This is a genomic window from Nocardia sp. NPDC041819, from assembly GCF_055590505.1.
The window spans coordinates 11,971-37,765 of record NZ_JBVJAP010000028.1 but is presented as its reverse complement, the minus strand read 5'-3'; the positions used below and the strand labels follow the sequence as shown (position 1 = coordinate 37,765).

Sequence of the window (25,795 nt, the reverse complement as noted above, 5' to 3'; positions counted from 1 at the left end):
GGCAGCGGGTCCCGCGATCGAGGTCGATAACCCACGCCGCGCCGGGCCGCCCCGGCGTTATCGCCGCAAGGGTTCGTGGCGGTGAGACCGGCGGGAGGCCGAGATGTTCTCGGGTTCCTCGTCGTCGGTGAGGGTGAAGTAGTTCTCCTCTTCTTGCAGGAAGTGCAGCTGCAGCAACGTGTGCAGGCCGTAGAGGCAAGCGAGCAGGTCATCGATCTGGTCGCCCGCGATGGCGCCCGCGGCGTGGGCGCGGTCGAGGTGAGCGCCTATGCGGGTGACCAGCCTCTGGATTTCGGCGTGGGCGCGGCTCATCGTCACGGTAGCCTCGGCGCTGCCCAGCGGGGCTGCCAGGGCGGGATAGAGGAGGGTTTCCTCGGCCTGTTCGTGGGGCAGCAGATCGGTCACGAGGAAGTGGTGGGCATCCTCGACGGCGGCCAGGGCCGCGGGATCGTTTCTGGTGGCGAGCTGGTCGGCGGCGGCACGCAACAGCGTGAGCATCTCGCGCAGCGCCTCGTGTTCGCCTGCGAAGCGGTGCAGGAGTTTCTCGGTTGTCGCGGCCATCTCTGTTCGGGTGGCCGGACTGCCCCGCAGCGCACGCAACGCGTTGAGGATCACCGCCACGTCGATGCCCTCTTGCAGCAGGGCCCCGGCGGCGGGTGGGAGCAGCCCGGCGGCGGCTACGATCATCGCCAGCAACGACAGGCTCATCCCTGCGACGGCGCTTTGCACGGCGATGCGGCGTGACCAGCGGGCGGTGTCCATGGCGTCGGCGAGCCGGTCGAGCCGGTCGGTGGTGAGCACGATATCGGCGGCCTCCGACGAAGCGGTGGACCCGCGTGCGCCCATCGCCACGCCGACGCTGGCGGCGGCCAAGGCGGGAGCATCGTTGACACCGTCGCCGACCATGACCGTCACCGCGCGCTCACGCTCGCCACGCACAGCGGCGACCTTGTCCGCAGGGCTCTGTCCCGCATATACCTCGTCCAGGCCGAGTACGGAGGCGACCTCACGAGCCGGTTCGAGACGGTCACCGGTCAGCATCACCAGCCGGTTCAGCCCCGCCTCACGCAGTCTTCGTATCGTGCGCGGCGCGTGCCGCCGCAGCGGATCGCGCAGCAGAACCGCCCCGTAGAGCTCATTGTCGACGACGATCCACGCGATCGCCGCCGAGTCCAACCGCGCTCGGCTGTCCACCGCACGCGCCCACTGGGATCCGGTCGCCGTATGGTGCAGTTTGCCCACCTCGACATGGCGACCGTCGACGGTGCCGGATATGCCGCGGCCAGGCTGTTCGATCACAGCGGTGGGCAGCGACAGCGCCGAGTCGCGGGCCAGCGCCTCGGTGACGATCGCCTCGGCCAGCACATGAGGCGATAGCTGGTCCACCGACGCGGCCAGGCGCAGTACCTCGGAAGCATCCTGGCCAGGGGCGGCGATGACCTCCACCACTACGGGTCGACCCGCGGTGAGAGTCCCGGTCTTATCCATCACAAGAGTGGTCGCGCGACCGAGATTTTCCAGCGCACCGCCGCTGCGGACCACGACTCCTTGGCGGGAGGCTCGCGACAGTCCGGACACGATAGCTACCGGCGCGGCCAGCAACAGCGGACACGGGGTTGCCACCACCAGAACCGCGACCGCGCGCACCAGCGACCCGCTGATCAGCCACGCCGCCCCGGCCACCAGCAGTGTCAGGGGCAGGAACCAAGCCGCGTACCGGTCGGCCAACCGGACCACTGGCGCGTTCTCGGCGCCGGCCTCTCGAGCGAGCCGCACGATTCCGGCGTAGGTGCTCTCCGACGCGGTCGCGGTCGCACGGATCTCGAAGGAGGCGCCGACGTTGACGACGCCACTGCGCACTGGTTCCCCGGTCCCGCGCTCGACCTGCATCGGTTCTCCGGTCAGCACCGACTCGTCTAGCACGGCCACGGTGTCGAGAACCCGCCCGTCGACCGGCACCACCTCACCGGGCACCACAACCAGCACATCGCCGACAGCGACCTCATCCAAGCCGATCACACCGACTTCGGCGCCGATGCGGCGGCGAGCCGAGCGTGGCGCATGCTCGAGCAGGGCCCGCAGATCGTGCGAGGCGCGTCGCTCGGCGGCCGCGTCCAGCGCACGACCGGTCGCCAACATCACCGCGATCAGCGCACCGGCCAGGTACTCGTGCACCAGCAACGTGCCCACCAGCGACAACACCGCGATCAAATCGACTCCGGCCCTACCCTGCAGCAGCGTGGCGACCATCCACCACACCGCAGGCACGACCGCTACCACCGTCGCCGCGATCCAGGCTCCCTCAGCCACCCCGTGCAGCCCGAACAGCCACATAATCAGCCCGAGCAGCAGTGCGGCCACGGTTACCGCCACCAGCACCGGCTCCACCCGACAAGCGACCCGTTGCGACCACCGCCGCACCATCGAATTCGTTCCGGCCACACCCCGCTCCTTCCCGAACCCAGCCCTGCCGGTGAGCAGATTCACCACCTCAGGACACCCGATCCGCGCAACCCTGGACAGGGCCGCAATTCCCGAACCCAGGTGCCATTAGCCCCAGCGACACCGCCTCCGGACTGGGCTCGCCCTCTCCCCCATCTCTGGCTGCGACCGCAAGCACACCGACGTCGAGTGCGCCCACTCTCGCGACCCGCCCGCCGGAACCCCGCACATCCTGATCACCCCCGGCACCATCTTCTCCGAACCGCATCTACCGACCGCGATCATCGACGCGGTAAGTGAGCACGACAGCGGAGTGGATCATGACGCCTTTGTTCCGTATCGGCCGGCGCCGTCGCTCGGGTCATCCGCCGATGGTTTCAGTGCCTTGGAACGCGGCGCGGCCAGCAGTCCTGAAGGCCCGGCCCGCCGCGGCGCGGACTGCGGAGTCGCGGTCGCCGGTGTGGCGGCGACCGCGGCGTTTGCGTGGGCGTGCGGCTCTGGCGTCATCGCTCGTGTCGATCACACACTATTCCGCATGATCAACACCCTGCCCGATGGGCTGGCGCGGCCGCTGTGGCTGATGCAACTGGCCGGTGTGGTCGGTGCGCCTGCCGTAGTCTCGGCAATTGCGCTGACTGCGCGCAGGTTTCGGCTGGCGGTAGGACTGCTGCTGCTTGTTCCGGCAAAACTGGTTGTCGAGCGGGAGATCCTGAAGTCGCTGGTCACGCACAGCAGGCCGGGTGCCCTCATGCCGGACGCCGTGCTGCGTGATGCGCCGACCGCCGGGCTGGCGTTTCCCTCCGGGCACGCGCTGGTGCTTTTCGGGATCGTGACTTTGCTCAGCCCGTACGCAAGCCGCGTCCAGTGGGCCGCGGCACTGGCGATCGTTGGAGCGACTTGCGCGGCATTGGGAAGCGGTGCGCGGCGGGCGGGCCCGGTCTGCGTCCGCGCGAATGGCGACATGGTGGCGCCCCTGGCGCCGCGTTGCCGCGCGCTCATGACGCTGCCGAGCAGCGGCAGATCGTGCGGCGCAAATCCTATGCGCTGGTCGGGGAAACCTGCGACGAGGCAGTTTTCGAGATGGAGGTCATGGATTACTACTTCCACCTGTTCACCGAATCCGGTACCGGCGCCGACAGCGTGTTGTATCGCGCCGGGAGCCACCGGTTACCGCCTCGCGCAGGTACAGCCGCGCCCGGAACTCGTGACCAGCGGTGCGGTGCCGTTCACAGTCAGTCCGACACCCGCGCCGATACTTCGGCTCCAGGACGCTGTCGCGCGTCTCGAGCTGACCGGTCTGCCGTTCGTCTTCTTCTGCGACCGGTCGTCGGATCGAGGCAGTGTGCTCTATCACCGCTACGACGGCGACTACGGCCTGATCACGCCGCCGACACAGCAATGAGAACCCGGTCAGGGCAAGGTGTGCTCGACATCCGCCACGCACCGCTGTATGTGCTCGCGGTGGCTGTCGGAGCCGCCGCGCTGGTTTTGGCCGGTCTGCCGGTCGTCACACTCCTGGTACTTCAGGTCGCTGTGGCTTGCCCGCTGCTGGCGATCGCCATGAGCCGGCCGCGAGATCGCCGGACGGAGTAGCCCCGGCTGCCCGAGCAGGTTTCGACCACCGCCGCTGCTCTCGTCGACAGAAAGATGTCCGACCCCACAGCAATCGCTCCGGCAGGAGCAGTGACCGGAAGGCGTCGACACCGCATCGTGCGGCAACGTACGCGCCCTGTCCCCCCGTGGATCACCGGCTCGGGATATGCCCGTGGCGGACCAGCCGCAAGCAGAGGCGTTACGACACGAGCGCGAGACAGGCGTCTGCGGGTCGGCGCGTTGCCGAAGTTACACTGTTTGCTAAAATTCGCAATCAGTAGGCTTAAGGCCGTTGCCGAACGGCCTGCCCGCGGAAGGGAGGGAGCGGCTACCATGCCGGGACGGAGCAGGCCGCTCTATCAGATGAAGGCCGACTTCTTCAAAACCCTCGGCCACCCTGTGCGCATCCGCGTTCTGGAATTGCTCAGCCAGCGCGAGCACACGGTGTCGGAGATGCTGACCGAGATCGGCGTGGAGGCGGCGAACTTGTCGCAGCAGTTGTCCATTCTGCGGCGTGCGGGCCTGGTGACCGCGCGACGCGAGGGCTTATCGGTCACCTACGAACTCACCACCCCCGCGGTCGCGGAACTGCTCGCCACCGCCCGCGCGATCCTCACCGGCGTCGTCGCAGGCCAAGTCGAAGCCCTCGAGCAACCCGTGTAACCGGATCGCACCCGTACTAGCGAGGGCCACGCGCGGCAGCTGATTGCAGCTTTTCTAAACTAACAATATTGCGTTTTCATAAAGGAGGGATTCACCGTGGCTCGCGGCATCGAAACTGTGTCCGGCCGCCGCCCGATGACCACGCGCGCGCTCCTGCCGTCGTGGTCGGACTGGAACGCCGCCATCCGTGCACCCGGGGCGGACCTGCTGTCGGGGCTCATGGTCGCGCTGGTCGCGCTGCCGCTGGCGCTCGGATTCGGCATCAGCTCCGGCCTGGGTGCCGCCGCCGGTCTCGCGACTGCGGTGATCGCCGGCGCGGTGGCGGCGGTATTCGGCGGATCCCGGTTCCAGGTCTCCGGACCGACCGGAGCTATGACCGTGGTCTTGGTGCCGATCTTTCACCAGCACGGTGGCGGCGGGGTACTGGCCGTGGGGATGATGGCTGGTCTCGTGCTGGTAGCTCTCGCACTCGCCGGGGTCGGCCGGGCAGTGCGGTACATGCCTGCCCCGGTGATCGAGGGATTCACCGCCGGGATCGCCGTCGTCATCGCCCTGCAACAGTTTCCGTCCGCCCTCGGCATCGCCCACGCCGAAGGTGAGAAGGTGTGGCAATCGGCCCTCGACGCGGTGCGGCAATACCTCGCGCATCCACACCATCTGGCGCTCGCAACGACCCTGTTGGTCGCGGTGGCCGTGCTTGCCGGTGGCCGGTACCTGGCGAAACTGCCTCTCGCGCTGATCGCGGTGGCCGCCGCCACCGCCGCGGCGCACACATTCCACCTGGAACTCACCCCGATCGGCGAGATCCCCGCCGGATTGGCCGCTCCCACGCTCGGATTCGTGCAACTCGACCAGATCGGCGCCCTGATCGGACCCGCGCTCGCGGTGGCCGCGCTCGCCGCGCTGGAATCGCTGCTGTCGGCCACCGCGGCGGACGCGATGGCCGTCGGCACCCGTCACAATCCCGACCGAGAACTGCTCGGGCAGGGACTGGCCAATCTCACCGCTCCGATGTTCGGCGGCGTCCCGGCCACAGGCGCGATCGCCCGCACCGCCGTCAATGTCCGTTCCGGCGCCCGTACACGTCTCGCCGCGCTGACCCATGCTGTCGTGCTGGCCGCGATCGTCTACCTGGCCGCGCCCTTGGTCGCCGACATCCCGCTGGCGGCGCTGGCGGGGGTGCTGCTGGCCACCACGGTGCGGATGATCGAGGCAGCGTCCTTGATGGCCATCGCCCGCGCCTCGAAAGCCGACGCGGCGATCATGGCCATCACCTTCGGCGTCACCGTCGCCATGGATCTGGTCACCGCGGTCGCAGTCGGTGTCGGCATCGCTGTCGTGTTCGCCTTGCGGGCGGTCGCGAAAGAGGCCCGGCTACAGCAGATCTCGCTCGAAGACCCTGCAGACGACTTCGACCACCTGGCCGAAGAACATGAGCTGCTGGACGATCACATCGTGGCCTACCGCATCGACGGGCCCCTGTTCTTCGCCGCCGCCCACCGATTCCTCCTCGAGCTGGCCGAGGTGTCCGACGTCCACATCGTCATCTTGCGTATGTCCCATATCACCGCCCTCGATACCACCGGCGCCCTCGTGCTCAAAGACGCCATGGCGAAGCTCGAACACCGCCGCATCACCGTGCTCATGTCCGGTCTGCGCGACGACCATAAGCGACGGCTGGCCGCGATCGGCGCTCTCCCCGCGGGCGGTGACAGCCACATCTTCGAACACACCCCCGATGCCATCGCCCACGCCCGCAGCCGCTTACCCAGCTTGGCGGAGAACCCTTCCTGATGACGAGGCATACGCAACCGCGAGCAGCGCAACGCATTTGAGATCGACTGGGCCGCAGCCCGCCACCGCACGGCGGCGGCGAGCACGTCGGTCCGCGCCGACTTCAGCGGCGGTGTCCACTCCCCCGCTGCTCCTCGCGCGAGTGGACGACCATCACCGGGCACGACGCGTGCTGCACCAGAGTGTTGGCTGTCGACCCCAGCAGCATGCCCGCGAACCCGCCACGTCCGCGACTGCCCACGACCAGCAACTGCGCCACCTTCGACCAGTCCAGCAGGTGCGGAGCCGGCGCGGACACCTCGACCTTCCGGGCGACCCGGACTTCCGGGAACTTCTCCTGCCAACCCGCCAGACGCTCGGCGAGAATCGCCCGTTCCACATTGTCCAGGTCGAGCTCACCCAAGCTGGTGTGACCGGCGAACCGGCCGAAGTCCCAGTCGCTCCAGACATGCACGGCGACCAACTCGGCCCCGCGCTCGGCCGCTTCGGCGAACGCCGCGGCGATCGCCGCATCCCCGCCCGCGCTGCCGTCCACGCCCACGACCACCGGCCCCGAGACCTGCATCGCGTCGCCGGCGTCGGGGCCGGTGCGAACGACCACCACCGTGCCGTGCGCGTGAGCGGTCACCGCCAGCAGTGTGGAACCCAGATGAGTGAACGTGCCTGCGTCGCCGGTCGCCCCGATCACGACCGCAAACGCCTCCGCGCTGTGCTCGATCAACAGCTCCCTACCGGTGTCGGAGGACACGCGAGTCGAGACACGCAGCCCGGGCGCGCTCGAGCGGGCCAGCCGTTCGGCCCGCGCAACCACGTCTTCGCCTTGTTCGCGTACTGCATCGATCACCGAGGGAATGACGACTTCGTAGTCACCCAGCACCCAACCGGTGCCCACCAGATCCATGCCGTGCAGGATCTCGAGTTCGCGTCCACGTTCGGCCGCGAACTGCGCCGCCCACCGGACAGCGGCCCACGACCCGTCCGAACCGTCCACACCGACGATGACCTTCGCAGTGGCGAGGTGATGCGGATCGTCGAATCGCCGCTCTGTCATGGCATGCCTCCTGAGCCCATGTGATCGTGTAGCGCCCGGCCGGGCACCCACTTCAACGGTATGAGCCTCACCGCAGCCATGAATGCGGCTTATCGGCCTCGAGGACAGGGACGAAAGGCCACTAGGCGAACAGAAGAAGCGACACGCAAGTCCCTCGACGCCCGGGCCCAAGGACTCTCGCCCGGAAGCGGATTTCCCGCGAAGCTGTCGGTCATGGCCGCTCGCACCCCTCCACCATGATCGACCCGCCACGTCGTCGCCCTGCGTGCGACTGTGCGGAACCTCCGGTCGGAGTGACACCGAATCCGCGGCTATTCGAACGTTTCGTGACGAGCGCCCATTTCGGCGCTCTCACCATGACGCGATGAGGAGCGTCGATCATGAATCTCGAAAGTACAAGTGCGGCCGGACGGGACTTCGACACCGCGTCCGCGTATCCGGTATACCTGCGTGGCGACCTGGAAGAGCCGCTGTCGCGGTGGCTTTGGCTGCTGAAATGGCTGCTGGCAATCCCGCACTACGTCGTCCTGTTCTTCCTGTGGATCGCATTCGTCGGGCTCACCGTGGTAGCTGGGGTGGCGATCTTGCTCACCGGCCGATATCCGCGAAGGATCTTCGATTTCAACGTCGGTGTGATGCGGTGGTCGTGGCGAGTACAGTTCTACACTTACGCCGCGCTCGGCACCGACCGGTACCCACCGTTCACATTGCGTCCTACCGGATATCCCGCCGAAATCCAGGTCGACTATCCGGAACGATCGTCGCGTGGCCTTGTACTGGTGAAGTGGTGGTTGCTGGCAATCCCCCACTACCTCGTGATCACCGCGATGTGGGGTGGTTCGGTGGCGCTCACCGGCGACGACGACAGCAGCCCTACCGCGATCCCGCTGATCGGGATCCTCGTACTCATCGCCGCGGTCACCCTGCTGGTCACCGGCCGGTACCCACGCCGGTTGTTCGACTTCGTCGTCGGCATCAATCGCTGGCTGTACCGGGTGTTGGCCTATGCCGCGCTGATGCGAGACGAGTACCCGCCGTTCCGCCTCGATCAGGGCCCGCGTGAACTGGTCGATCCCCGCACCTCCCTCGGCTCCGGAGGCCGGACCGAGGGCTGAGCGGTCGGACGGCCTCGGTCTCATCCGATAGCGTCGAGTTCGACCAGTGCATCGGTCAGCCAACATTCGAGCACGTGAAAAGGCTCGCGATCCGAGAGGCGACATCGTCGTGACCATGCGGGCCGTTCGTCCTGTCGTCGTGGGCGTGGACGGTTCGGCGGCCTCGTTCGCGGCGGTCCGTTGGGCAGCCGAGGCAGCCGCCCGGCGTAACGCGCCACTGCATCTGGTCTACGCGATCGGCGTCCCGGCCGATGCTGTGCCTGTGCTCGGCCGACTGTTGTTCGACACGAGTGGATTGCGCACAGTGGGCGATTCCGCGCTCAGCACGGGACGCGGCATCGTGCAGGAGGTCGCCGGGCGCGCCGGCGCGCTCGTGGTCGAAACCTTCGTCGAGTCGTCATCGCCGGTACCCGCTCTGGTCGGTCGCTCCGCGGATGCCCAGCTTCTGGTGGTCGGAGCTCGCGGGCTGGGCGCCTTCGAGCGGGTGATGCTCGGATCGGTCGGGACCGGCCTGATCAGGCATGCCAGATCTCCAGTGGCCGTCGTACCCGGTGTCGAGGAATCGGTTCCGCGTTCGCCGCAGAGCCCGGTTGTCGTGGGCGTGGACGGGTCGCGCCGCAGCGAGATCGCTCTGGGGATGGCTTTCGAGGAGGCGTCGATACGGCAAGCCGGGCTTGTAGCGGTGACGACCTGGGCTCGCCGTGACGCGCTCGCCGACGCGCAGGAAAGAACCAGCGCGCTGCTGGAGGAGACATTGGCGGGCTTCACGCACAAGTACCCGGAGGTCGGTATCCAACGCGTAGTTACCGAGGGGTCCCCCGCTCAGCGGCTGCTGTGGGAGTCCGGTAATGCACAGTTGATCGTGCTCGGCAGCCGGGGGCGCGGAGGCATCGTGGGCGCGGCCCTCGGGTCGGTCAGCCAGACAGTGCTTCAGGAAAGCCTCGTTCCGGTCCTCATCGCGACCCGTCGGCAGTGATCTGTACCGCTGCGCCCGAGGGCCGGTTCGGCATCCCGCCTTCAGAACAGTCGGTGACCGCTGCCCTGTCGGCGTGGAATCGGTTTTCAGCCGCATCACACCACAGGTGGCGTCTTCCCAGCGATAGCCTGCGGCTCCTCGCTGCCGGCCGCGCCCCGAAACCGGCGTCGCTGCCGCAACCGATGCCGTCGGCCATCGTCATTCAGGACCTTGGTCCCTCGCGGTGCGTCCCGTACTCCGACCAGACTCGACAACGGACGGCTACATCCGACCGAACAGAGGGCCGTGAAAATGCCCAACGACACCGCGGTAATCGATCGCGCGGGTCTGGATCGTCTGGTGGACGTGCTGCACGAGCGGGGCTACCGCGTCATCGGTCCGCAGGTGCGTGGTAGTGCGATCGTCCTGGACGAACTGGACTCCGGCACACAGCTGCCCGCCGGGTGGGGCGTGCAGACCGCGCCCGGCCGCTATCGGCTGCATCGCCGCGACGACGTGGCGGTGTTCGCGCATTCCGCCGGTCCCGGATCCTGGAAGCAGTTCCTGCATCCGCCGCACCGCAAGATAGGGCGATTCGGACCAGATCTCCAGCCAGAACCCGTCGAGGACACGCCGGTCCGCTCGGCGTTTCTCGGCGTCCGTGGCTGCGACCTCACCTCGATCGCAATCCTCGGGCGAGTGCTCGGCGGCGGGGCGTATCCTGACTCCTCGTTCACCGCCCGAAGGAAAGACCTGTTCGTCGTCGCGGTTAACTGCACCGAGCCGGGCGGGGTGTGTTTCTGCGCGTCGATGGGCACCGGCCCCGGAGTCTCGGCCGGATACGACCTCGCTCTCACCGAGCGCATCGACGCCGATGGCCACCGATTCCTCGTCGACGTGGGCAGTGAAGACGGCGCCGAGATTCTCGCCCAACTCACCGCGCGCCCGGCTGACGCGGCGGAGGTCACGAACGCCCGCGCGGCGGTGTCGGCGGCCGCAGGCCGAATGGGCCGGGCGATGCCCGAAGTCGATATCCGCGCACTGCTGCGCGACTCTCGGGAGTCTCCGCACTGGCAGGACGTCGCCGGCCGCTGCTTCACGTGCGGGAACTGCACCATGGTGTGCCCCACCTGTTTCTGCACCACCACCGAAGACGTCACCGACCTCACCGGCGACCACGCCGAACGCTGGGAGCACTGGTCGTCGTGCTTCGAACTGGACTTCTCATACCTGCACGGCGGCAGCGTGCGGCAATCCGGCGAAAGCCGCTACCGCCAGTGGATCACCCACAAACTCAGCACCTGGTACGACCAGTTCGACAGCTCGGGATGCGTCGGCTGCGGACGATGCATCGCTTGGTGCCCGGCCGAGATCGATCTGACCGCGGAGGTCGCCCGGCTGGCTGAGCTAGCCGAGGAAACCGACCATGAGCACCGGTGAGCAATTGTCCGCGTTCGGGCAGCTGGCAGCACTGAGCGAGGAAGAGTTGCACACGCTGGCCGGTGCCGCGCGTGAGGTGACCTTCCCCGCCGGGCACCGGGTGATCAGCGAGGGCCGTCCGGCCGATCGGTGCTGGCTGATCCGCCGCGGCCGCATCCTGCTCGACGCGCAGGTACCGGGTCGGGGCGCCGTCGTGCTCCAGACCCTGAGTGGCGGCGATCTGCTCGGCTGGTCATGGCTGGTGCCGCCGTATCGGTGGCATTTCGGAGCGGTGGCCGCCGAACCGGTGGAAGCCGTCGAATTCGATGCGCGCACCCTCGCCGAACTCGCCGACAAAGACCCTCGATTCGGTCGTGCGCTGGCCATGATGCTGTTCGAGGCGCTGCTGGACCGGCTGCAGGCCACCAGGGCCCGGCTGCTCGACCTCTACCGCAACCCCGCTGAGACGTGTACCGCCGCTGCACCGCGCGGCACGGCCGGGCGAGGTGCTCGATGAGCGTGGACACGCAGGCCCGCGCGGTGCCGTATGGCGACATGATGCTGCCCTACCGCGTGATCGACCGCAAGGCACAGACCCCGGACACCGTGACACTGCGCCTGGAACCGGTACATGATGCGGCACAACGGTTTCGGGCCGGACAGTTCATGATGCTCTACAGCTTCGGCGTGGGCGAAATCGCCATCTCGATCAGCGGTGACCCCACCGACGACGACGGCCCTCTCGAACACACCATCCGCGCGGTGGGCGCGGTGAGCGCAGCGTTGCACGGCACCGACATCGGGGGGCTGATCGGTGTCCGAGGACCGTTCGGCACAGGATGGGACCTGGCGTCCGCGATCGGCGGAGATCTCGTCATCATCGGCGGCGGCGTCGGACTGGCCCCGCTGCGCTCAGCCGTGCTCACCGTGCTCGCCGCCCGCTCCGACTACCGGCGGATCGTGCTGATCACCGGCGCCCGCACCCCGGCGGACATGTTGTTCCGCGACGACCAACAATCGTGGCCGAAGGCCGGTTCGATCGAACTTCAGCAGACCGTCGATCGCCCCGCGCCGGGCTGGCGGGGCCGCGTCGGCTTCGTCACCGAACCACTGGCTCACCTGATCGTGGACCCCGACAAGACCACAGCCCTGCTCTGCGGCCCGGAGATGATGATGCGCTTCTGCGCACAGAGTCTGCTGCGCAAGGGAATTGCCGCCGCCGACATCCAACTGTCGCTGGAGCGCAACATGCAGTGCGGTGTCGCGCGATGTGGTCATTGCCAGCTCGGCCCGCTGTTGCTGTGCCGAGACGGACCCGTCGTCGACTACGCGACCGCCGAACCACTCCTGGCGGTGCGAGAGCTATGACGAAGACACCCACACTCGCGGTGTGGAAGTTCACCTCCTGCGATGGCTGCCAGCTCACCTTGCTCGACTGCGAGGACGAACTGCTCGCTCTCGCGGGACGGGTGCGCATCACCCATTTCGCGGAAGCGTCCAGCACCATGGAGCCCGGCCCCTACGATGTGTCGCTGGTCGAGGGTTCGATCACGACCGAAGAAGAGCTGCGCCGGATCATCGAGATCCGTGAGCAATCCAGGATCCTGGTGGCCATCGGGGCGTGCGCCACCCACGGCGGTATTCAGGCGCTGCGCAATTTCGCCGACGTCGCCGAATTCACGTCGGTGGTGTACGCCAGCCCGGAGTACATCGCCACCCTGAGGACCTCCACACCGATCTCTGCCCATGTCCCGGTGGACTTCGAGCTACGTGGCTGCCCGATCGACCGGCGCCAACTGCTCGACACCCTGTGCGCGTTCCTCGCCGGTCGCGCACCCGACATCCCGAACACCAGCGTCTGCACCGAGTGCAAACGCCGCGGCACCACTTGTGTGATGGTCGCCGAGGGAATCCCCTGCCTGGGTCCGGTCACACAGGCGGGATGCGGGGCACTGTGCCCGGCGTACCACCGCGGGTGCTTCGGTTGTTTCGGTCCTATGGCCGATCCCAACATCCACGCGCTGCTCCCCATCCTGCGCGTGAATGGCATGGACACCGACGACATCGACCGCGTCTTCGCCACTTACGCCGCCGCCGCGCCGGACTTCGCGAACAGGACCCGCGATGAGTCGGCGTAGGCAGCTGAAGGTCGGCACGCTGGCTCGCGTCGAAGGCGAGGGCGCGCTGCGCGTGGTCGTCTCGGACGGGCACGTGGAAAGCGCCGAGTTGAACATCTACGAACCACCGCGATTCTTCGAGGCATTTCTGCGCGGACGCGCCTACACCGAACCGCCCGATATCACCTCTCGCATCTGTGGAATCTGTCCGGTGGCCTACCAGACCAGCGCCTGCAACGCCCTCGAACAACTCTGTGGCGTGGAGTTGGACCGGCCACTGGCCGACCTGCGCAGGCTTTTGTATTGCGGCGAGTGGATTTCCAGCCACTCTCTACATATTCATCTGCTGCACATGCCCGACTTCCTCGGCTATCCGGACGCGATCACGCTCGCCGCCGATCACCGCGAACTCGTCGAGGAGGGATTAGCGATGAAAAGAGCGGGCAACGCGCTGCTCGAACTCCTCGGCGGCCGGGCCATCCATCCGGTCAACGTCCGGCTCGGCGGCTTCTACTCGGTCCCCGAACGCGCCGAATTCTCCGCCGTGACCGAACAACTGCGTCGGGCGCGGGATCATGCGGTGAACACCGCACTCGTCGCGGCGAATTTCGATTTCCCCGAGCCGGAACTCGAATACGCGCTGCTGGCGGCGGCCGATCCGGACCGGTACGCCATCGACAATGGTGATCTGCACACCAGCACCGGACTCCACTTCCCCGCGAGCGATTTCTCCGAACACATACGGGAGCATCAGGTTCCGCACTCGACCGCGTTGCACGCGACGCTCGACGGCGCACGGTACCTCACCGGGCCGCTCGCGCGGTACACATTGAATCACCACCAGCTGTCACCGATCGCCCGGCAGGTCGCGGCGGAGATCGGACTCGGCGCGGAATGCCGCAACCCGTTCCGCAGCATCCTCGTGCGAGCGATCGAAGTCATCCACGCGGCGGATGAGGCGCTGACGATCATCGACGGCTACGAACGCCCCGCTCGCGCCGCCGTTCCGGTCGGGCCCCGGGCCGGTATCGGCCACGGCGTGAGCGAGGCGCCCCGCGGGCTGCTCTACCACCGATACGAGATCGATGATCAGGGAGTCGTACGCTCGGCCATGATCGTGCCACCGACATCCCAGAACCAGGCGGTGATGGAGGACGACCTGCGGCGCGTCGCCTCCGACCACCTCGATCTCGACGACGCCGCGCTGGCCGCGATGTGCGAACGCACGATCCGCAACTACGATCCGTGCATCTCCTGCTCGGCCCACTTTCTTGACATCGACGTGGTGCGCCGATGACCGAGCCGTGGGCCGTGGTCATCGGCATCGGCAACGAATTCCGCGGAGATGACGGGTTCGGGCCGACCGTCGCCTCCGAGATCCAGAAACTCGACCTCCCCGGAGTCCTCGTAAATCTGTCGGATGGCGAGCCGACCAGACTTTTGGAGCTCTGGGCTGATGTCGACCTCGCCATCGTGATCGACGCTGTCCGCAGCGAGCCATCGATCCCGGGCCGGCTTCGCCACGCCGACATCGACCTGCTCCGGCACTTCGGTTCGGCGTCCTCCCACACCCTCGGGTTGCCGGACGCGCTGGCCTTGGGCCGCATCCTCGGCCGACTCCCTGGCAGGATCGTGGTCATCGCCGTGGATGTCGCGACTGTCGATCCGGGTGTCGGTCTGTCCGAACCGGTCGCCGCCGCCGTTCCGCGCGCGGTCGAAGCCGTTGCGGCACGGTTGCGGCCGGCCGAGCCGGCGACTGGACTACGGACCTGACCCGTCGATCGCCCTTCGACCGCTCCGGAAGCTGCCCCTGATCCGGCACGGCCCGACTTCGACTTCGGCCACCCGAACACAACGTGGATCGACCTGTTCCTCCCCGCTACCGCGAACGGACGACGATCATCGGTACCTCCACCGAGTGCAGCAACGCGTTGCTGGTCGACCCCAGCACAGTGCTCGCGAATCCGCCTCGACCGTGAGTGCCCACCACCACCAATTGCGCATTCGCCGACTCCTCCAGCAGCGACCGCGCCGGCCGATCGACCGTGACGACGCGCCGCACGGCGACATCCGGATAGCGCTCCCCCCAGCCTGCCAGGCTCTCGGCCAACAGCGCCTCAGCCGACCCGCGCGCGGCGTCCCACCCCCGTACCGGTACGTCCAGACCACTGCTGTCACTCCAGGCGTGCAACGCGACCAGCTCGACCTTCCGCCGCGATGCCTCCTCGAACGCGAGCTCGACGGCGGGCATGCTGTTGTCGGTGCCGTCGACGCCGACGAGCACCGGTTGGCGCGCCGACACCGCGTCGATCGCGGACATGCCATGGATCACCGCGACCGGGCAGTGCGCGTGATGGGTGGTCGCGGTGCTCACCGAACCCAGCAAGCCACGCTGGAACGCGCCGAGCCCGCGGCTGCCGACCACCAGCATCCGCGCCTCCGTGGACCGCTCGATGAGTAGTGGTATGACCAGTTCGAAGCTCACCTCGGTGGTGATCGGCGGCTCCTCCCCGGATGCGGCTGTCCGCGCAACCCGCGCGGCCTCGGTGACTACGCGTTCGCCGTCCCTGCGCATCCACTCCAGGTCGGCCTCCCCCAGCGACATGCCCGGCCCGAAGCCGGTGGGGATGGCCATGGAGGTGATGATGTGCAGCGCGCAACGGTGCAGGGCTGCTTCGGCTGCCGCCCAGGCCACCGCTTGATACGAACTGGCCGACCCGTCCACCGCCGCCAGGATCGGAGAGTTCCGTACAGGGCGCGCATCCTTTTCGATGTCTATGCCGACTTCCTCTCTACGCCGTGCTCACTGCCGAGTGCGTGAGTCGATATCCGCCGCCCGGGCAGTGGGGACGGGATGCAGTACCGTAAGACGGCGCCGGTATTCGGTTTCGTCCAGATCGCCACTGGCGAACCGTTCGGCCAGCAGCGCTTCCGGTGCCAGGCGGGTGGGGCCGGCGGGGCGGACCACCTCGGGGCGCTCAGGTCTGCGAACGGCCACGAGCGCGATGGCCACCGCAATCCACAGAGGTGCGACCAACAAGATCATGAGAACGAACATCCACCACTGTGGCCCGTTCCCGTCCCAGTACATCATTGCGTGTCCTCTCTGGTCGCATGACACATCTGTCGCCACTGGCGGTCCCATAGCGCGCTGCGCTGCCGGTCCAGCAGCAGGGTGGCCGCGTGCACCAGGCACCACCCGCACAGCCAGACACCCACGAGGACGAACACACCCACGCCGATCCCGGCCACGACCGCGGTGACCGGGTCGCGTGGTCGCGCGGTGGGAGCGCCGTCGGCGTCGAGCCACAGCTCGACGCGATCGCCGGTCCGTGCCCGTTCTCTCACCGGCACGATGGCGTTGCCGGTGCGGCCGGTCTCGTCCCACCGCACCCGGGCTTCGGAGCGATGCGCCGCGGCTTTGACGGGCTCGTCGACGATCACGGCATGGATCGGGGTTTTCATCGAATTCTCGTGGCGAATTTCGGCGGAGGTGTCGGCATACGCTTCGGTGGCGAGGGCGCCCGCGACAGGAACCGCGACCAGTATCGCGACCGTGGCGATCACGCGCACCGCTGACTCGATGCGGTCGGATGCACGCATCAGTTGGTTCGGGTTGCATGGTTGCAGCGTCCACAAGCGGGTCAGACTGGTCCACCACCCGCTCAGCGGAATGGTCACGCTCTCGGACATCGCCTCTTCACCTCTTCCGACGGGTGACACCGTCTGTTTCGAGGATCGCGCGCTCGGCGGGTCATCGGCAGAGACGAAGGTCATTCATCGCGCGGGACGTCGGACTCCGGATCGCAGTACGCATGGTAGGCGGCAACCGCGGTCGGCAATGTCGGGAAAAGGTGTCGCTCGCCGATTCTCGATGTCAGGCCGGAAGCGTCGAGGGCATCGCGCAGGTCGTGTTTGACCCGGGCCATCGCGAAGACTATCCCCCGGCCCGACAGTTCGGCCCTGAGTTGTTCCACGGCGTCCAAGGCGGTCAAGTCGACCTCCACGTTGGCCTCTGCGTTGAGCACGAACCAGCGCACCGGCGTCTCCCCGCGTTCGGCGCTCGAGTCCACGGCAGCCAGAGCCCTGCGGCGGAAATCCTCCGCATTGGCGAAACACAATGGCGCGTCGTAGCGGTAGATAACCAGTCCTGCAACGGGTTTCGCGGTGGGATAGTCATCGATGTCGTGCATCCCCGCCACGCCGGATACGAAACCCAGGATCGCGTCGTGCGCGCGGGCGATCCTGCGCAGCAGATCGAAGACCGACAGCGCAATCGCGACGAGCACGCCGTAGAGTACGCCGAGGCCCAGCACCGCGACCAGCGTGCCGAGCGCCAGGAGCAACTCGCTGCGCCGGAATCGCGCGATACGACGGAACTCCGTCAGGTTGATCAGCCGCAACGCCGCGTAAATGACCAGCGCCCCCAGCGCGGCGGTTGGGAGAGCTGCGAGGATGTCACGTGCCACGAGCAGCACTGCCACGACACCTCCCAGCGTGACGAGTGAATACAGCTGGGTGCGAGCGCCCATCGCATCGGCGATGGTGGTCCTGCTGCCCGAACAACTCACCGGAAATCCGTGCAGCAGCCCGGCCGTGAGATTCGTCGCGCCGAGAGCCGCGAGTTCGGTGTTCGCCTCCACCCGGTCACCGTGACGCGCCGCGAAAGCCCGGGCCGTCAAGACACAGTCGGAGAATCCGACCACCGCGATGCCGACGGCGGGCAGGATCAGAGCGGTCACGTCGGTGATCGTGACCGAGCCCAGCCCGGGCGCGGGGATGCCGGTGGGAATCGCGCCGATCGAGCGGATACCGAAACGATCCAACGAGAATGCGGTAACCACCGCGGTTGCCAGCAATACCGCGATCAACGGGCCCGGCGCGCGAGGAGCACGCCATGCCAGCAGCACAAGCCCCATCAGCACGGTCGCCGCGAGCCAGAAAGTCGCCCAATGCCAATGATCCAGATTGTCGGCGAATGAACGCGATTGCGCGAGAATGGATTCGCCTTCCACCGGTACTCCGGTCACCGCCCCGAGCTGACCGATGATCATGATCCCGGCGGTTCCCGCGAGATACCCGACGAGGACCGGTTTCGACAACAGGTCCGCCAGCACACCCAGCCGGATGGCCGCACCGGCCAGGCACAGTCCACCGACCAACAGCGCGAGCACAGCCGCCAGCGCGGCGTACCGACGGGGATCGCCCATCGCCAGCGGAGCCAGCGCGACAGCGGTCAGCAGCGCGGTGGTCGACTCCGGTCCCACCGACAGCTGGCGCGACGTTGCCAGCAGGGTGTAGATCGCCAGCGGTCCGATCGCCGCCCACAGGCCGGCCACCGGTGACAGCCCCGCAATGGTCGCATACGCCATGACCTGGGGAACCAGATAAGCGGCCACGGTGACACCCGCGAGCAAGTCCGGCCGTAGCCACGCCCGCTGGTAACCCTTGAACTGCCCCAATCCCGGAAGTAAACGTGCCAGCACCGTTCCAGCATCGCCTACCCACCGCTACGGCGTCGGCCGGAAATCGGACTTCCGAGGGCAACGCGGCCAGCGCGGGGCCAAGGTCCCATGGCGATGGTCGCTTCGACCCTGTTCCGAACGCACTCCGCCGTTCTAACGTCGGGGTGCTACCCAGCACAGCGCAGAGGAGAGATTCGTCATGCGCGCGCGAATAATCTACGAATCGATGTTCGGCAACACCGCAGCGATCGCCGAGGCCATCGCCCAGGGCCTGCGCGAGCATGCCGAGGTAGAAGTGGTGAACGTCGTGGCCGCCGCCGAATTGTTCACGCCGACGGTACACCTGCTCGTGGTCGGCGGCCCCACCCACGCCTTCGGGCTCAGTCGTCGCCAGACACGCCGCGACGCCGCCAAGCTCACTGATGCGCCGATCGCGACTCACCTCGGGGTACGGGAATGGCTCGCCGCGGCACTCCCCGTGTCGCCGGGCCACCGCGCGTTGGCGTTCGGCACCAAGGTCGACAAACCTCCCTGGTTGTCGGGCTCAGCCGCACGCGGAATCGGGAAACGGCTGTGTCGGTTGGGCTATTCTCTCGCCGATCAGCCGGTGGACTTCCTCGTCGAAGATACGACCGGACCCCTCGCTCCGGGCGAGCTGGACTGCGCGCGCGTCTGGGCAGGGCGGATCGCCCATACCGAACTCGACCGAATCATGCACCACATGTGACGTGCGAGCGAGCCCGAAGACCCGCACTACAGTGTCCACTCACCACCGGCCGGGACCAGCGCATCCGCACGACACCCTGCCGCCGCAAAGATCGGCCACTCGGAATCCTGAACACGACTCGCTGCAGGCCAGGGCTTTCGAACTAGCCCCGAGACGTCGAGATCGGACCGTCGCCCGAGTGTGGCCGAAGGCCCTCGGGATTCAGGACCAACGCCAGGCGTATGTGACCGCGTCGATTCCTACTCTTCGAGTACAGAAACAGCGCTCTCCGAAGGGTTATCACCATGTCCGCCTCTTCTCCGGACAATCCGCATCACTTGGCATCGGCTGCGGTTGTCGTCGGCATCGACGGATCGGAAGCTTCCGATCTGGCTGTGTGCTGGGCCGCCGAGACAGCCGCCCGGCGCGCACGCAGGCTACTGATCGTGCACGGCCTGGATGTGGCGTCAACCCAAGCGGTTTTCGGCATGTACGACCTGATGATCCCCGCGGTCGCCCAGCGACTGCGAGAGGAAGGCGCCGCCCGATTGGCCTGTTCGGCACGGCTGGCCCGCCGCGTCGATCCGGGACTGCGCGTCGACACCGAATTGTCGCCCGCCCACCCGGCCACCGTGCTCATCGAGCGCTCTGCCTCCGCGCACCTCGTGGTGCTCGGCGCCGGGCGAGGCGGCGAACTCGCCCACGTCGGATCGACACTGCTCGCGGTGACCGCACACGGCCACGGCGGCATCGTGGTCGTGCATGACACCGGCAGTGAGCAACGCACCCGCACCGATGGGCCCGTCGTTGTCGGCGTGGACGGCAGCCCCGCCGCCGAAGCCGCGGTCGGCGCGGCCTTCGCCGAGGCCGACCGGCGCGGGACTTCGCTGGTCGCGCTCCATGTAGCTACCGACTTCGCCTTCCATTCCGGTGCCACCGAGTTCCTTCCGGCTCGCGAGCTGGAGACCGCCGCACAACTTCTGCTCGCCGAGCAACTCGCCGGTTGGCAGGAGAAATATCCCGCGGTCGAGGTCACTCGAGAGGCCGCCGTCGCGCGGCCACGCAACCTGCTCACCGCATGGTCGAAGTCCGCGCAATTGCTCGTGGTCGGCAGCCGGGGGCGCGGCGGATTCCGCAGCCTCCTGCTGGGCTCGGTCAGCAATTACCTTGTCCAACATGCCCACTGCCCGGTCATGGTCGCCCACCAGGCCTAGAGAAGGCGAAGAAACACCTCGGCCGACATCAATCAGCTCGTCCTCGTCGGCGTCGACGGGTCGAAGTCCGCGCCGGCCGCCGTGCCCGTGCTCATCGCCAGATCGCAGAGCTGACCGCCTCGTCCACGCGCTCACCCCGCGCGGGCAGGAATCGAGTTCGCCAGCCGGACCGTGTCGCCGGGGGCCAGCCGCGCGGTCCGTTCCCGGCAGGTGATCTCGATCGGCGGCGACGCGCCCGGATCCGAGCTGATCTCGACGCCGTCGCCGCTGACGCGCACAGTCAGCCGGTGGCCTCGATAGATCATCGGGAACGACAGGGCGCCGAGCGAGGCGGGCCAGTACGGGCAGAAGACCAGGCGGTCTTGGCGCAGTTCCATGCCGGTGAAGCAGCGTTGCAACAGGTCGACGCTGCCTGCCATCGCGGCGAGGTGAATCCCTTCCGCGGTGGTGCCGCCCTGGATGTCGGCGACGTCGGAGCCCAGCACCAGATCGAAGAACTCCACTGCGCGATCACGGTTGGCCCGCGCCAGCACCCACGAATGCACCAGCGCGCTGAGCGTCGAACCGTGCGATGTCCGCGCCACGTAGTAGTCGATGGTCCGCGGAATCATCTCACCGGGCAGCTGGTACCCGAGATACCCCAGCAGTTCGCGCAGTTCGTCGGCCGACAGGAGATAGAACAGCATCAGCACATCGGCTTGCTTGCCGGCCTGATAGCGGTTGACGTCGTCGCCCTCGGCTTCGAGTATCCGGTCCAACCGCTGGATGTTGTCGCCGTAACGGCGCCGGTAATCGTCCCAATCCAGCTCGGCCAGCTGCTCGTATCCCTCGAACTGGCTGATGACCCCGTCATGGAACGGCACGTACATCCGCCGGGATACCTCGTGCCAATGCCGCTGTTCCGACGGGCGCACCGACAGCGTCTCCAGCAATTCCGACCGTTCGCGCGGGGCGAGCAGTGCGAGCGCGTCGATCGCCCGCAAGATCACCCATGCCGCCATGACATTGGTGTAGGCGTTGTTGTCGATGCCGGTCCCGGGCGCGTCCGGATAGCCGGAATGGAATTCGTCGGGCCCGATGACACCGCGGATCGTGTAGCGGTCGCGCTCGGTGTCGTAGGTCGCCAGACTTGCCCAGAAGCGAGCGATTTCCACCAGCAGTTCCGCACCGGAATCGATGAGGAACTCCAGGTCGCCGGTGGCCTGATAGTACTGCCAGATGTTGTAGGCGATCGCGATCCCGATGTGGTGCGCGCGGCGGCTGGGATCCGGATTCCACCGTCCCGACAGCGGGTTCAGATGCAGTCGCTGGCTTTCTTCGCGGCCGTCGCTGCCGGACTGCCACGGGAACATCGCTCCGGCCAGTCCCGCCGCAGCGGCCGCCCGGCGCGCCTCGGGCAACCGCCGATAGCGGTACCGCAGCAAGGATCGAGTCGAATGGGGGAAGCGGGTATTCAGCACGGGAAAGACGAAGAGCTCGTCCCAGAACACGTGACCGCGATAGGCCTCACCGTGCAGACCGCGGGCAGGCACGCCCACATCGAGATCGACGGTGTTCGGCGACAACGTCTGTACCAGGTGCAACAGGTGTAGGCGCACGACCCGGGCCGGCTGTTCCCGGCCGTCGAGGTCGATGCGCAACCGCGCCCACAGATGCTCCCAGGCGACGGCATGTCCCTCGAACAACTCCGCATAGCCGCCGACGCTCTCGAGCCAGCGGACAGCCTCCTCTTCGGTTCCCGCGTTCGCGTGATCCCGTCCGGTGCAGACGCTGACGATCTTCTCCACAGTGGCCGAGTCTCCGGCGGCGACGTCAACGGTGTACTCGTGGCCGATCAGTCCGTCTCGATCGATCGAATCCCGAACCTGGTCGACCGGTTCACCGCCGCGTCGCAGAGTGCTGCGCATCGCCATCGCCACCGGCAGGCCGGATCGATTGGTGCGCACGGCGAGCAGCACCGAATCGCCGGACACCTCGACAGCGCGTTCCGTTACCAGATGGGTGTCCGACAGATCGCGATAGCGCTGCACCAGCCGATTGCGCACCGTGCCGTCGATCGTCGAGCGGATTCGCAGCGTGCCCGACCAGTTCTCGGCGGTGATCGTCGTTTCCAGTGCGCCCAGGTGTGGGCGATGCATGGCGACGAAGCGGCGTTGCGACACCGCGGTGATCCGCCCGGCACGATCACGGAAGCGGAACCTCCGTACGAGTTCGGCGTGGCGAAGATTCAACTGCTGCCGGTAATCCAGCAAGGTCGCCGATTCGAGGGCGAACCAGTCGTCGCCGTCGATCCGGAAGGTGACGGGAAGCCAGTTCGGCAGATTCACCAGACTCTCGTTGTCGATGACGTGCTCGCCGATCTGGTCGGTGCGCCGGTTGTACACCCCGGCGACATAGGTCCCCGGATAGTGGACCGCTCCGGCCGGAGACTCCGGCGCCGCACCGCGGGTTGCGAAGTAGCCGTTGCCGACCGTGCACAGCGCCTCGCGAAGCTTCTCCTGCGCCGGGTCGTAACCATCGAAGGTGAGCGTCCAGGCCTCCGGGGCGACAGCAGTCGTCCCGCCGCGCAACAACTCCGCCAGCCGATGCAGGAAGGCACGCACCTGCCGGGTTCCGGCGACCGAGAACCGGGCAGCGGTGTGCCGGTCGCCGGTCTCTTCGGCGCGCACCACGATCGCGACGCCATCGGATCCGACGGCATCGAAGGCATCCTCGTCGGTAAGGTCGTCGCCCAAGTAGATCGGCATCACCGGGGTGGTGAGGTGCTGGAGGATCCAGCGCAACGCGGTGCCCTTGTCCCAATCCACGTCCGGTCGCAATTCGGTGACCCGGCGGCCATGCGTGACCCGCAAACCGGCGGCCTGACCGGTCTCGTGCACGGCGGCGACCACCCGCGCGACTTCGTCGGCCGCGACATTTCGGTGGTGGACGGCGACAGCGAAGCGCTTCGGCTCGACCAGGACCCCCGCTACATCGCGCAATCTCCGACTCAGGTCACCGGCCACCTCGGCGAGTACCCGCTCCGCCCCCGGCGCGGCGTCGTGGACATGCCGGGTGCCGTCCGGGGCCATGAGTTCGAAGCCGTGGCTGCCCGCGTACCAGATTCCGTCGACCCCGACGCGGTCCCGGAGATCGGTCAAATCGCGGCCGCTGATGACCGCGACCGGGCATTGTCCGGCCAGTTCTGCCAGCACTGCCGCGACACCGTCGATCGGTTCGGCGTCGGCGGGGTCGGCGACGATATCGGCCACGGTGCCGTCGAAATCCAGGAGGACGGCGGGCTTTTCGGTGCCCAACAGATCGGCGATGCGTGACCAGCATCTCAGGGCGTCCGGAAGTTCCGACATCCGCCGGAATCCGCCGCGCAGTCCTACCTCCGCCAGGTCGGAGACCACGAAGTCGGCGCCGTGCGCGAGCAACCGGTCGGCGTTCGCGTGCCGGTCGACGCCGATGACCAGGGCGAAACCGCCGCCGCGTCCGGCCGCCACACCCGCCTCGGCATCCTCGACGACCACCGTCCGATCCGGCTCGGCACCCAGCCGCCGGGCGGCCTCGAGCAGCATCGCCGGATCCGGCTTCCCCGGCAGGCCCAGCTTCTCGGCGACGATGCCGTCCACCCGCACCGCGAACAGATCGGCGACACCAGCGGCAGTGAGCACGTCCGCGCAGTGGCGGCTCGCGGAGAACACCCCCGTGCGCACACCCGCGTCGCCGAGCCGCCGGATCAGCGTGACCGTGGATCCGAACACTCGCACACCCTCGCGGGCGACCTTCTCCAGGAACAGGAGATCCTTCCGGTTGCCCAGCCCGCAGACCGTTTCGGCCGTTTCCGGATCGGAAGAGTTCCCCCACGGCAGGTCGATCCCCCGTGCGGCGAGAAAATCCGCGACACCCCGATAGCGGGGTTTGCCGTCGACGAAACGCAGATAGTCGTCCTCGGTGAACGGGGAGCGGTCCTGTCCGGCGCCGGCCGGACGGTGATCCAAGAAGACGTCGAACAATTCCGTCCAGGCCGCGGCGTGCATCGACGCGCTATCGGTGACCACACCGTCCATATCGAAGATCACCGCATCGTGCCTGCGCGCATCGATCACCGGTAGAGCCGTGCCACCATGTCCCATCCCTCCAGCCTGAACGGACCGATGCCGGCCGTCCAGAGGCCGAGGTCACGCGGCAGTCCTACAAAGGACCACCTGCGGTGGAATTCGGGACCTACGACTCCTCCGGGCATCGGCTCTCGATCCCTACCGTGACACTATGAACCAGCTACCGACCGGAGAGACCATCGAGAAGGCCGTCCTGCTCGCCGGCCGGGCGCCGTCCCTGCACAACAGCCAACCCTGGCACTGGAGCTTCGACGGCCACGCCCTGCGGCTGTTCGCCGTGCCAGAACGCATGCTTTCGGCGACGGACACCTCCGGCAGGCAGATGCTGCTCAGCTGCGGTATCGCACTGGACCATCTGCGCGCCGCGATGGCCGCCGCGGGATGGCGGATCCACCTCGCCCGCTTCCCCGACCCGAACCGCCGCGAGCACCTGGCCAATATCACCTTCGAACCGGCGCGGATAGTCACCGAGGGCGACCGTGCCCGCGCCGACGCCATCCTGCGGCGGCATACCGACCGGCTCCCGTTCCGAGCGCCCACCGGATGGCCCGACTTCGAAGAGGTCCTACGGGCGACCTTCGATCCCTCCGACGCCACGCTCGACGTCCTGGGAGACGACAGCCGCCCCACCTTGGCCCGCGCCTCGGAGATGAGCGCGGCCCTGCGCCGCTACGACGCCGGATACCACGCCGAAATGCAATGGTGGACAGGACACGCGATCGCCGACGCGGGCGTGCCCAGCGAAGCCTTGATATCCCAGGAGGAACGGTCGCGAGTAGCCGTGGCCCGCAAATTCCCCACCGCCGCCACCGGCGAACGACGCGGCGAGGCCGAGGACCATTCGTTGATCCTCGTGCTGTCCACCGACCGCGACACAGCCGAGGACCTGGTGCGCTGCGGTGAGGTGTTGTCCACGGTGCTCCTGGAATGCACCCTCGCCGGGTACGCGACCTGCCCGCTGACTCATCTGACCGAAATACCGCGCAGCCGCGCCGTGGTCCGCGAGCTGATCGGGCACTCCGGCCTGCCGCAGGTCTTGATCCGGGTGGGTATCGCGCCCGAAGCGGAGCCCAACGGTCCGGCGACGCCACGCCGCCCGCTCAGCGAGATCCTCGACCTGCCCGAGTCCACCCGCGAGACGCAGTGAGGCCGCAC

The 25,795-nt window shown here is 67.6% G+C and carries 20 protein-coding genes and 2 pseudogenes; 15 read left to right on the top strand and 7 right to left on the bottom strand.

The annotated features are described in order from the left end of the window. Positions 1-57: 57 nt before the first annotated feature. Positions 58-2,424: a heavy metal translocating P-type ATPase gene (locus ACZ6DL_RS36805; RefSeq protein ID WP_466058234.1), complete on the bottom strand. Its 2,367-nt coding sequence runs from the start codon at positions 2,422-2,424 to the stop codon at positions 58-60. Positions 2,425-3,306: 882 nt separating this feature from the next. Between ACZ6DL_RS36805 and ACZ6DL_RS36800 the strand changes: the two are divergent. From ACZ6DL_RS36800 to ACZ6DL_RS36785, 4 genes and pseudogenes are all read left to right on the top strand, one after another. Continuing rightward, positions 3,307-3,534: pseudogene (locus tag ACZ6DL_RS36800) on the top strand (hypothetical protein); the annotation flags it as partial. Beyond that, the gene (locus tag ACZ6DL_RS36795; RefSeq protein WP_466058232.1) at positions 3,440-3,844 is read left to right on the top strand and encodes a sigma 54 modulation/S30EA ribosomal C-terminal domain-containing protein; all 405 of its coding nucleotides are present in this window, start codon (positions 3,440-3,442) and stop codon (positions 3,842-3,844) included. The pseudogene ACZ6DL_RS36800 and the gene ACZ6DL_RS36795, both read left to right, overlap by 95 nt. 524 nt (positions 3,845-4,368) lie before the next feature. Next, positions 4,369-4,698, top strand: coding sequence for an ArsR/SmtB family transcription factor (locus tag ACZ6DL_RS36790; RefSeq protein ID WP_466058202.1), 330 nt, complete (start codon positions 4,369-4,371; stop codon positions 4,696-4,698). A 135-nt stretch (positions 4,699-4,833) separates the two neighbouring features. Then, positions 4,834-6,492 (top strand): SulP family inorganic anion transporter, encoded by a 1,659-nt coding sequence (locus ACZ6DL_RS36785; RefSeq protein WP_466058230.1) that lies wholly within the window; start codon positions 4,834-4,836, stop codon positions 6,490-6,492. Positions 6,493-6,595: 103 nt separating this feature from the next. Here the strand turns inward: ACZ6DL_RS36785 and ACZ6DL_RS36780 are convergent, their stop codons facing one another. Beyond that, complete coding sequence (locus tag ACZ6DL_RS36780; RefSeq protein WP_466058200.1) at positions 6,596-7,543, bottom strand: universal stress protein; 948 nt, start codon at positions 7,541-7,543, stop codon at positions 6,596-6,598. Between the two features lie 428 nt (positions 7,544-7,971). Between ACZ6DL_RS36780 and ACZ6DL_RS36775 the strand changes: the two are divergent. The 8 genes and pseudogenes from ACZ6DL_RS36775 to ACZ6DL_RS36740 all read left to right on the top strand — a co-directional run. Next, a pseudogene (locus ACZ6DL_RS36775) lies at positions 7,972-8,658 on the top strand (DUF4389 domain-containing protein); the annotation flags it as partial. A 115-nt stretch (positions 8,659-8,773) separates the two neighbouring features. Continuing rightward, the gene (locus ACZ6DL_RS36770; RefSeq protein ID WP_466058198.1) at positions 8,774-9,634 is read left to right on the top strand and encodes a universal stress protein; all 861 of its coding nucleotides are present in this window, start codon (positions 8,774-8,776) and stop codon (positions 9,632-9,634) included. A gap of 291 nt (positions 9,635-9,925) precedes the next feature. Further along, positions 9,926-11,053 (top strand): 4Fe-4S dicluster domain-containing protein, encoded by a 1,128-nt coding sequence (locus tag ACZ6DL_RS36765; protein ID WP_466058196.1) that lies wholly within the window; start codon positions 9,926-9,928, stop codon positions 11,051-11,053. After that, complete coding sequence (locus tag ACZ6DL_RS36760; RefSeq protein WP_466058195.1) at positions 11,040-11,549, top strand: Crp/Fnr family transcriptional regulator; 510 nt, start codon at positions 11,040-11,042, stop codon at positions 11,547-11,549. Before ACZ6DL_RS36765 ends, ACZ6DL_RS36760 begins: the two co-directional genes overlap by 14 nt. Continuing rightward, the gene (locus tag ACZ6DL_RS36755) at positions 11,546-12,400 is read left to right on the top strand and encodes an FAD/NAD(P)-binding protein (RefSeq protein WP_466058193.1); all 855 of its coding nucleotides are present in this window, start codon (positions 11,546-11,548) and stop codon (positions 12,398-12,400) included. Before ACZ6DL_RS36760 ends, ACZ6DL_RS36755 begins: the two co-directional genes overlap by 4 nt. Continuing rightward, positions 12,397-13,170, top strand: coding sequence for an NADH-quinone oxidoreductase subunit B family protein (locus tag ACZ6DL_RS36750; RefSeq protein WP_466058191.1), 774 nt, complete (start codon positions 12,397-12,399; stop codon positions 13,168-13,170). The genes ACZ6DL_RS36755 and ACZ6DL_RS36750 overlap by 4 nt, the downstream gene beginning before the upstream one ends. Next, complete coding sequence (locus ACZ6DL_RS36745) at positions 13,157-14,446, top strand: Ni/Fe hydrogenase subunit alpha (RefSeq protein ID WP_466058189.1); 1,290 nt, start codon at positions 13,157-13,159, stop codon at positions 14,444-14,446. Before ACZ6DL_RS36750 ends, ACZ6DL_RS36745 begins: the two co-directional genes overlap by 14 nt. Next, positions 14,443-14,922: a hydrogenase maturation protease gene (locus tag ACZ6DL_RS36740; protein ID WP_466058187.1), complete on the top strand. Its 480-nt coding sequence runs from the start codon at positions 14,443-14,445 to the stop codon at positions 14,920-14,922. Before ACZ6DL_RS36745 ends, ACZ6DL_RS36740 begins: the two co-directional genes overlap by 4 nt. A 106-nt stretch (positions 14,923-15,028) precedes the next feature. On the opposite strand, the gene ACZ6DL_RS36735 is transcribed toward ACZ6DL_RS36740, so the two are convergent. The 4 genes from ACZ6DL_RS36735 to ACZ6DL_RS36720 all read right to left on the bottom strand — a co-directional run bounded on the left by ACZ6DL_RS36735 (position 15,029) and on the right by ACZ6DL_RS36720 (position 18,635). Continuing rightward, positions 15,029-15,886: a universal stress protein gene (locus ACZ6DL_RS36735; protein WP_466058228.1), complete on the bottom strand. Its 858-nt coding sequence runs from the start codon at positions 15,884-15,886 to the stop codon at positions 15,029-15,031. Positions 15,887-15,952: 66 nt separating this feature from the next. Continuing rightward, the gene (locus ACZ6DL_RS36730; RefSeq protein ID WP_466058185.1) at positions 15,953-16,195 is read right to left on the bottom strand and encodes an SHOCT domain-containing protein; all 243 of its coding nucleotides are present in this window, start codon (positions 16,193-16,195) and stop codon (positions 15,953-15,955) included. 44 nt (positions 16,196-16,239) lie between these two features. Continuing rightward, positions 16,240-16,842, bottom strand: a complete 603-nt coding sequence (locus ACZ6DL_RS36725; RefSeq protein ID WP_466058183.1) for an Rv1733c family protein — start codon at positions 16,840-16,842, stop codon at positions 16,240-16,242. Positions 16,843-16,922: 80 nt separating this feature from the next. Next, complete coding sequence (locus ACZ6DL_RS36720) at positions 16,923-18,635, bottom strand: SulP family inorganic anion transporter (protein WP_466058181.1); 1,713 nt, start codon at positions 18,633-18,635, stop codon at positions 16,923-16,925. 178 nt (positions 18,636-18,813) lie between these two features. Here ACZ6DL_RS36720 and ACZ6DL_RS36715 point away from each other — a divergent pair, with 178 nt between their 5' ends. Beyond that, positions 18,814-19,341: a flavodoxin domain-containing protein gene (locus ACZ6DL_RS36715; protein ID WP_396988713.1), complete on the top strand. Its 528-nt coding sequence runs from the start codon at positions 18,814-18,816 to the stop codon at positions 19,339-19,341. Positions 19,342-19,625: 284 nt separating this feature from the next. Beyond that, positions 19,626-20,534 (top strand): universal stress protein, encoded by a 909-nt coding sequence (locus ACZ6DL_RS36710; RefSeq protein WP_466058179.1) that lies wholly within the window; start codon positions 19,626-19,628, stop codon positions 20,532-20,534. Positions 20,535-20,665: 131 nt separating this feature from the next. Here ACZ6DL_RS36710 and otsB read toward each other — a convergent pair whose 3' ends face one another. Next, entirely contained in the window at positions 20,666-24,655 is a 3,990-nt protein-coding gene (otsB, locus tag ACZ6DL_RS36705) for a trehalose-phosphatase (protein WP_466058178.1), read from the bottom strand. A 136-nt stretch (positions 24,656-24,791) separates the two neighbouring features. Between otsB and ACZ6DL_RS36700 the strand changes: the two genes are divergently transcribed. Then, on the top strand, positions 24,792-25,787 hold the full coding sequence (locus ACZ6DL_RS36700; RefSeq protein ID WP_357963249.1) for an Acg family FMN-binding oxidoreductase: 996 nt from the start codon (positions 24,792-24,794) through the stop codon (positions 25,785-25,787). Positions 25,788-25,795 lie beyond the last annotated feature (8 nt).

What these genes read in the sequence shown, in the direction of transcription:
- ACZ6DL_RS36795 (WP_466058232.1), top strand. Translation starts at nt 3,440, where the DNA reads ATGACGCTGCCGAGCAGCGGCAGATCGTGCGGCGCAAATCCTATGCGC.
- ACZ6DL_RS36755 (WP_466058193.1), top strand. Translation starts at nt 11,546, where the DNA reads ATGAGCGTGGACACGCAGGCCCGCGCGGTGCCGTATGGCGACATGATG.
- ACZ6DL_RS36805 (WP_466058234.1), bottom strand. Translation starts at nt 2,424, where the DNA reads ATGGTGCGGCGGTGGTCGCAACGGGTCGCTTGTCGGGTGGAGCCGGTG.
- ACZ6DL_RS36745 (WP_466058189.1), top strand. Translation starts at nt 13,157, where the DNA reads ATGAGTCGGCGTAGGCAGCTGAAGGTCGGCACGCTGGCTCGCGTCGAA.
- ACZ6DL_RS36725 (WP_466058183.1), bottom strand. Translation starts at nt 16,842, where the DNA reads ATGTCCGAGAGCGTGACCATTCCGCTGAGCGGGTGGTGGACCAGTCTG.
- ACZ6DL_RS36715 (WP_396988713.1), top strand. Translation starts at nt 18,814, where the DNA reads ATGCGCGCGCGAATAATCTACGAATCGATGTTCGGCAACACCGCAGCG.
- ACZ6DL_RS36710 (WP_466058179.1), top strand. Translation starts at nt 19,626, where the DNA reads ATGTCCGCCTCTTCTCCGGACAATCCGCATCACTTGGCATCGGCTGCG.
- ACZ6DL_RS36765 (WP_466058196.1), top strand. Translation starts at nt 9,926, where the DNA reads ATGCCCAACGACACCGCGGTAATCGATCGCGCGGGTCTGGATCGTCTG.
- ACZ6DL_RS36750 (WP_466058191.1), top strand. Translation starts at nt 12,397, where the DNA reads ATGACGAAGACACCCACACTCGCGGTGTGGAAGTTCACCTCCTGCGAT.
- ACZ6DL_RS36760 (WP_466058195.1), top strand. Translation starts at nt 11,040, where the DNA reads ATGAGCACCGGTGAGCAATTGTCCGCGTTCGGGCAGCTGGCAGCACTG.
- ACZ6DL_RS36740 (WP_466058187.1), top strand. Translation starts at nt 14,443, where the DNA reads ATGACCGAGCCGTGGGCCGTGGTCATCGGCATCGGCAACGAATTCCGC.
- ACZ6DL_RS36780 (WP_466058200.1), bottom strand. Translation starts at nt 7,543, where the DNA reads ATGACAGAGCGGCGATTCGACGATCCGCATCACCTCGCCACTGCGAAG.
- ACZ6DL_RS36790 (WP_466058202.1), top strand. Translation starts at nt 4,369, where the DNA reads ATGCCGGGACGGAGCAGGCCGCTCTATCAGATGAAGGCCGACTTCTTC.
- ACZ6DL_RS36770 (WP_466058198.1), top strand. Translation starts at nt 8,774, where the DNA reads ATGCGGGCCGTTCGTCCTGTCGTCGTGGGCGTGGACGGTTCGGCGGCC.
- otsB (WP_466058178.1), bottom strand. Translation starts at nt 24,655, where the DNA reads ATGGGACATGGTGGCACGGCTCTACCGGTGATCGATGCGCGCAGGCAC.
- ACZ6DL_RS36730 (WP_466058185.1), bottom strand. Translation starts at nt 16,195, where the DNA reads ATGATCTTGTTGGTCGCACCTCTGTGGATTGCGGTGGCCATCGCGCTC.
- ACZ6DL_RS36785 (WP_466058230.1), top strand. Translation starts at nt 4,834, where the DNA reads ATGACCACGCGCGCGCTCCTGCCGTCGTGGTCGGACTGGAACGCCGCC.
- ACZ6DL_RS36700 (WP_357963249.1), top strand. Translation starts at nt 24,792, where the DNA reads ATGAACCAGCTACCGACCGGAGAGACCATCGAGAAGGCCGTCCTGCTC.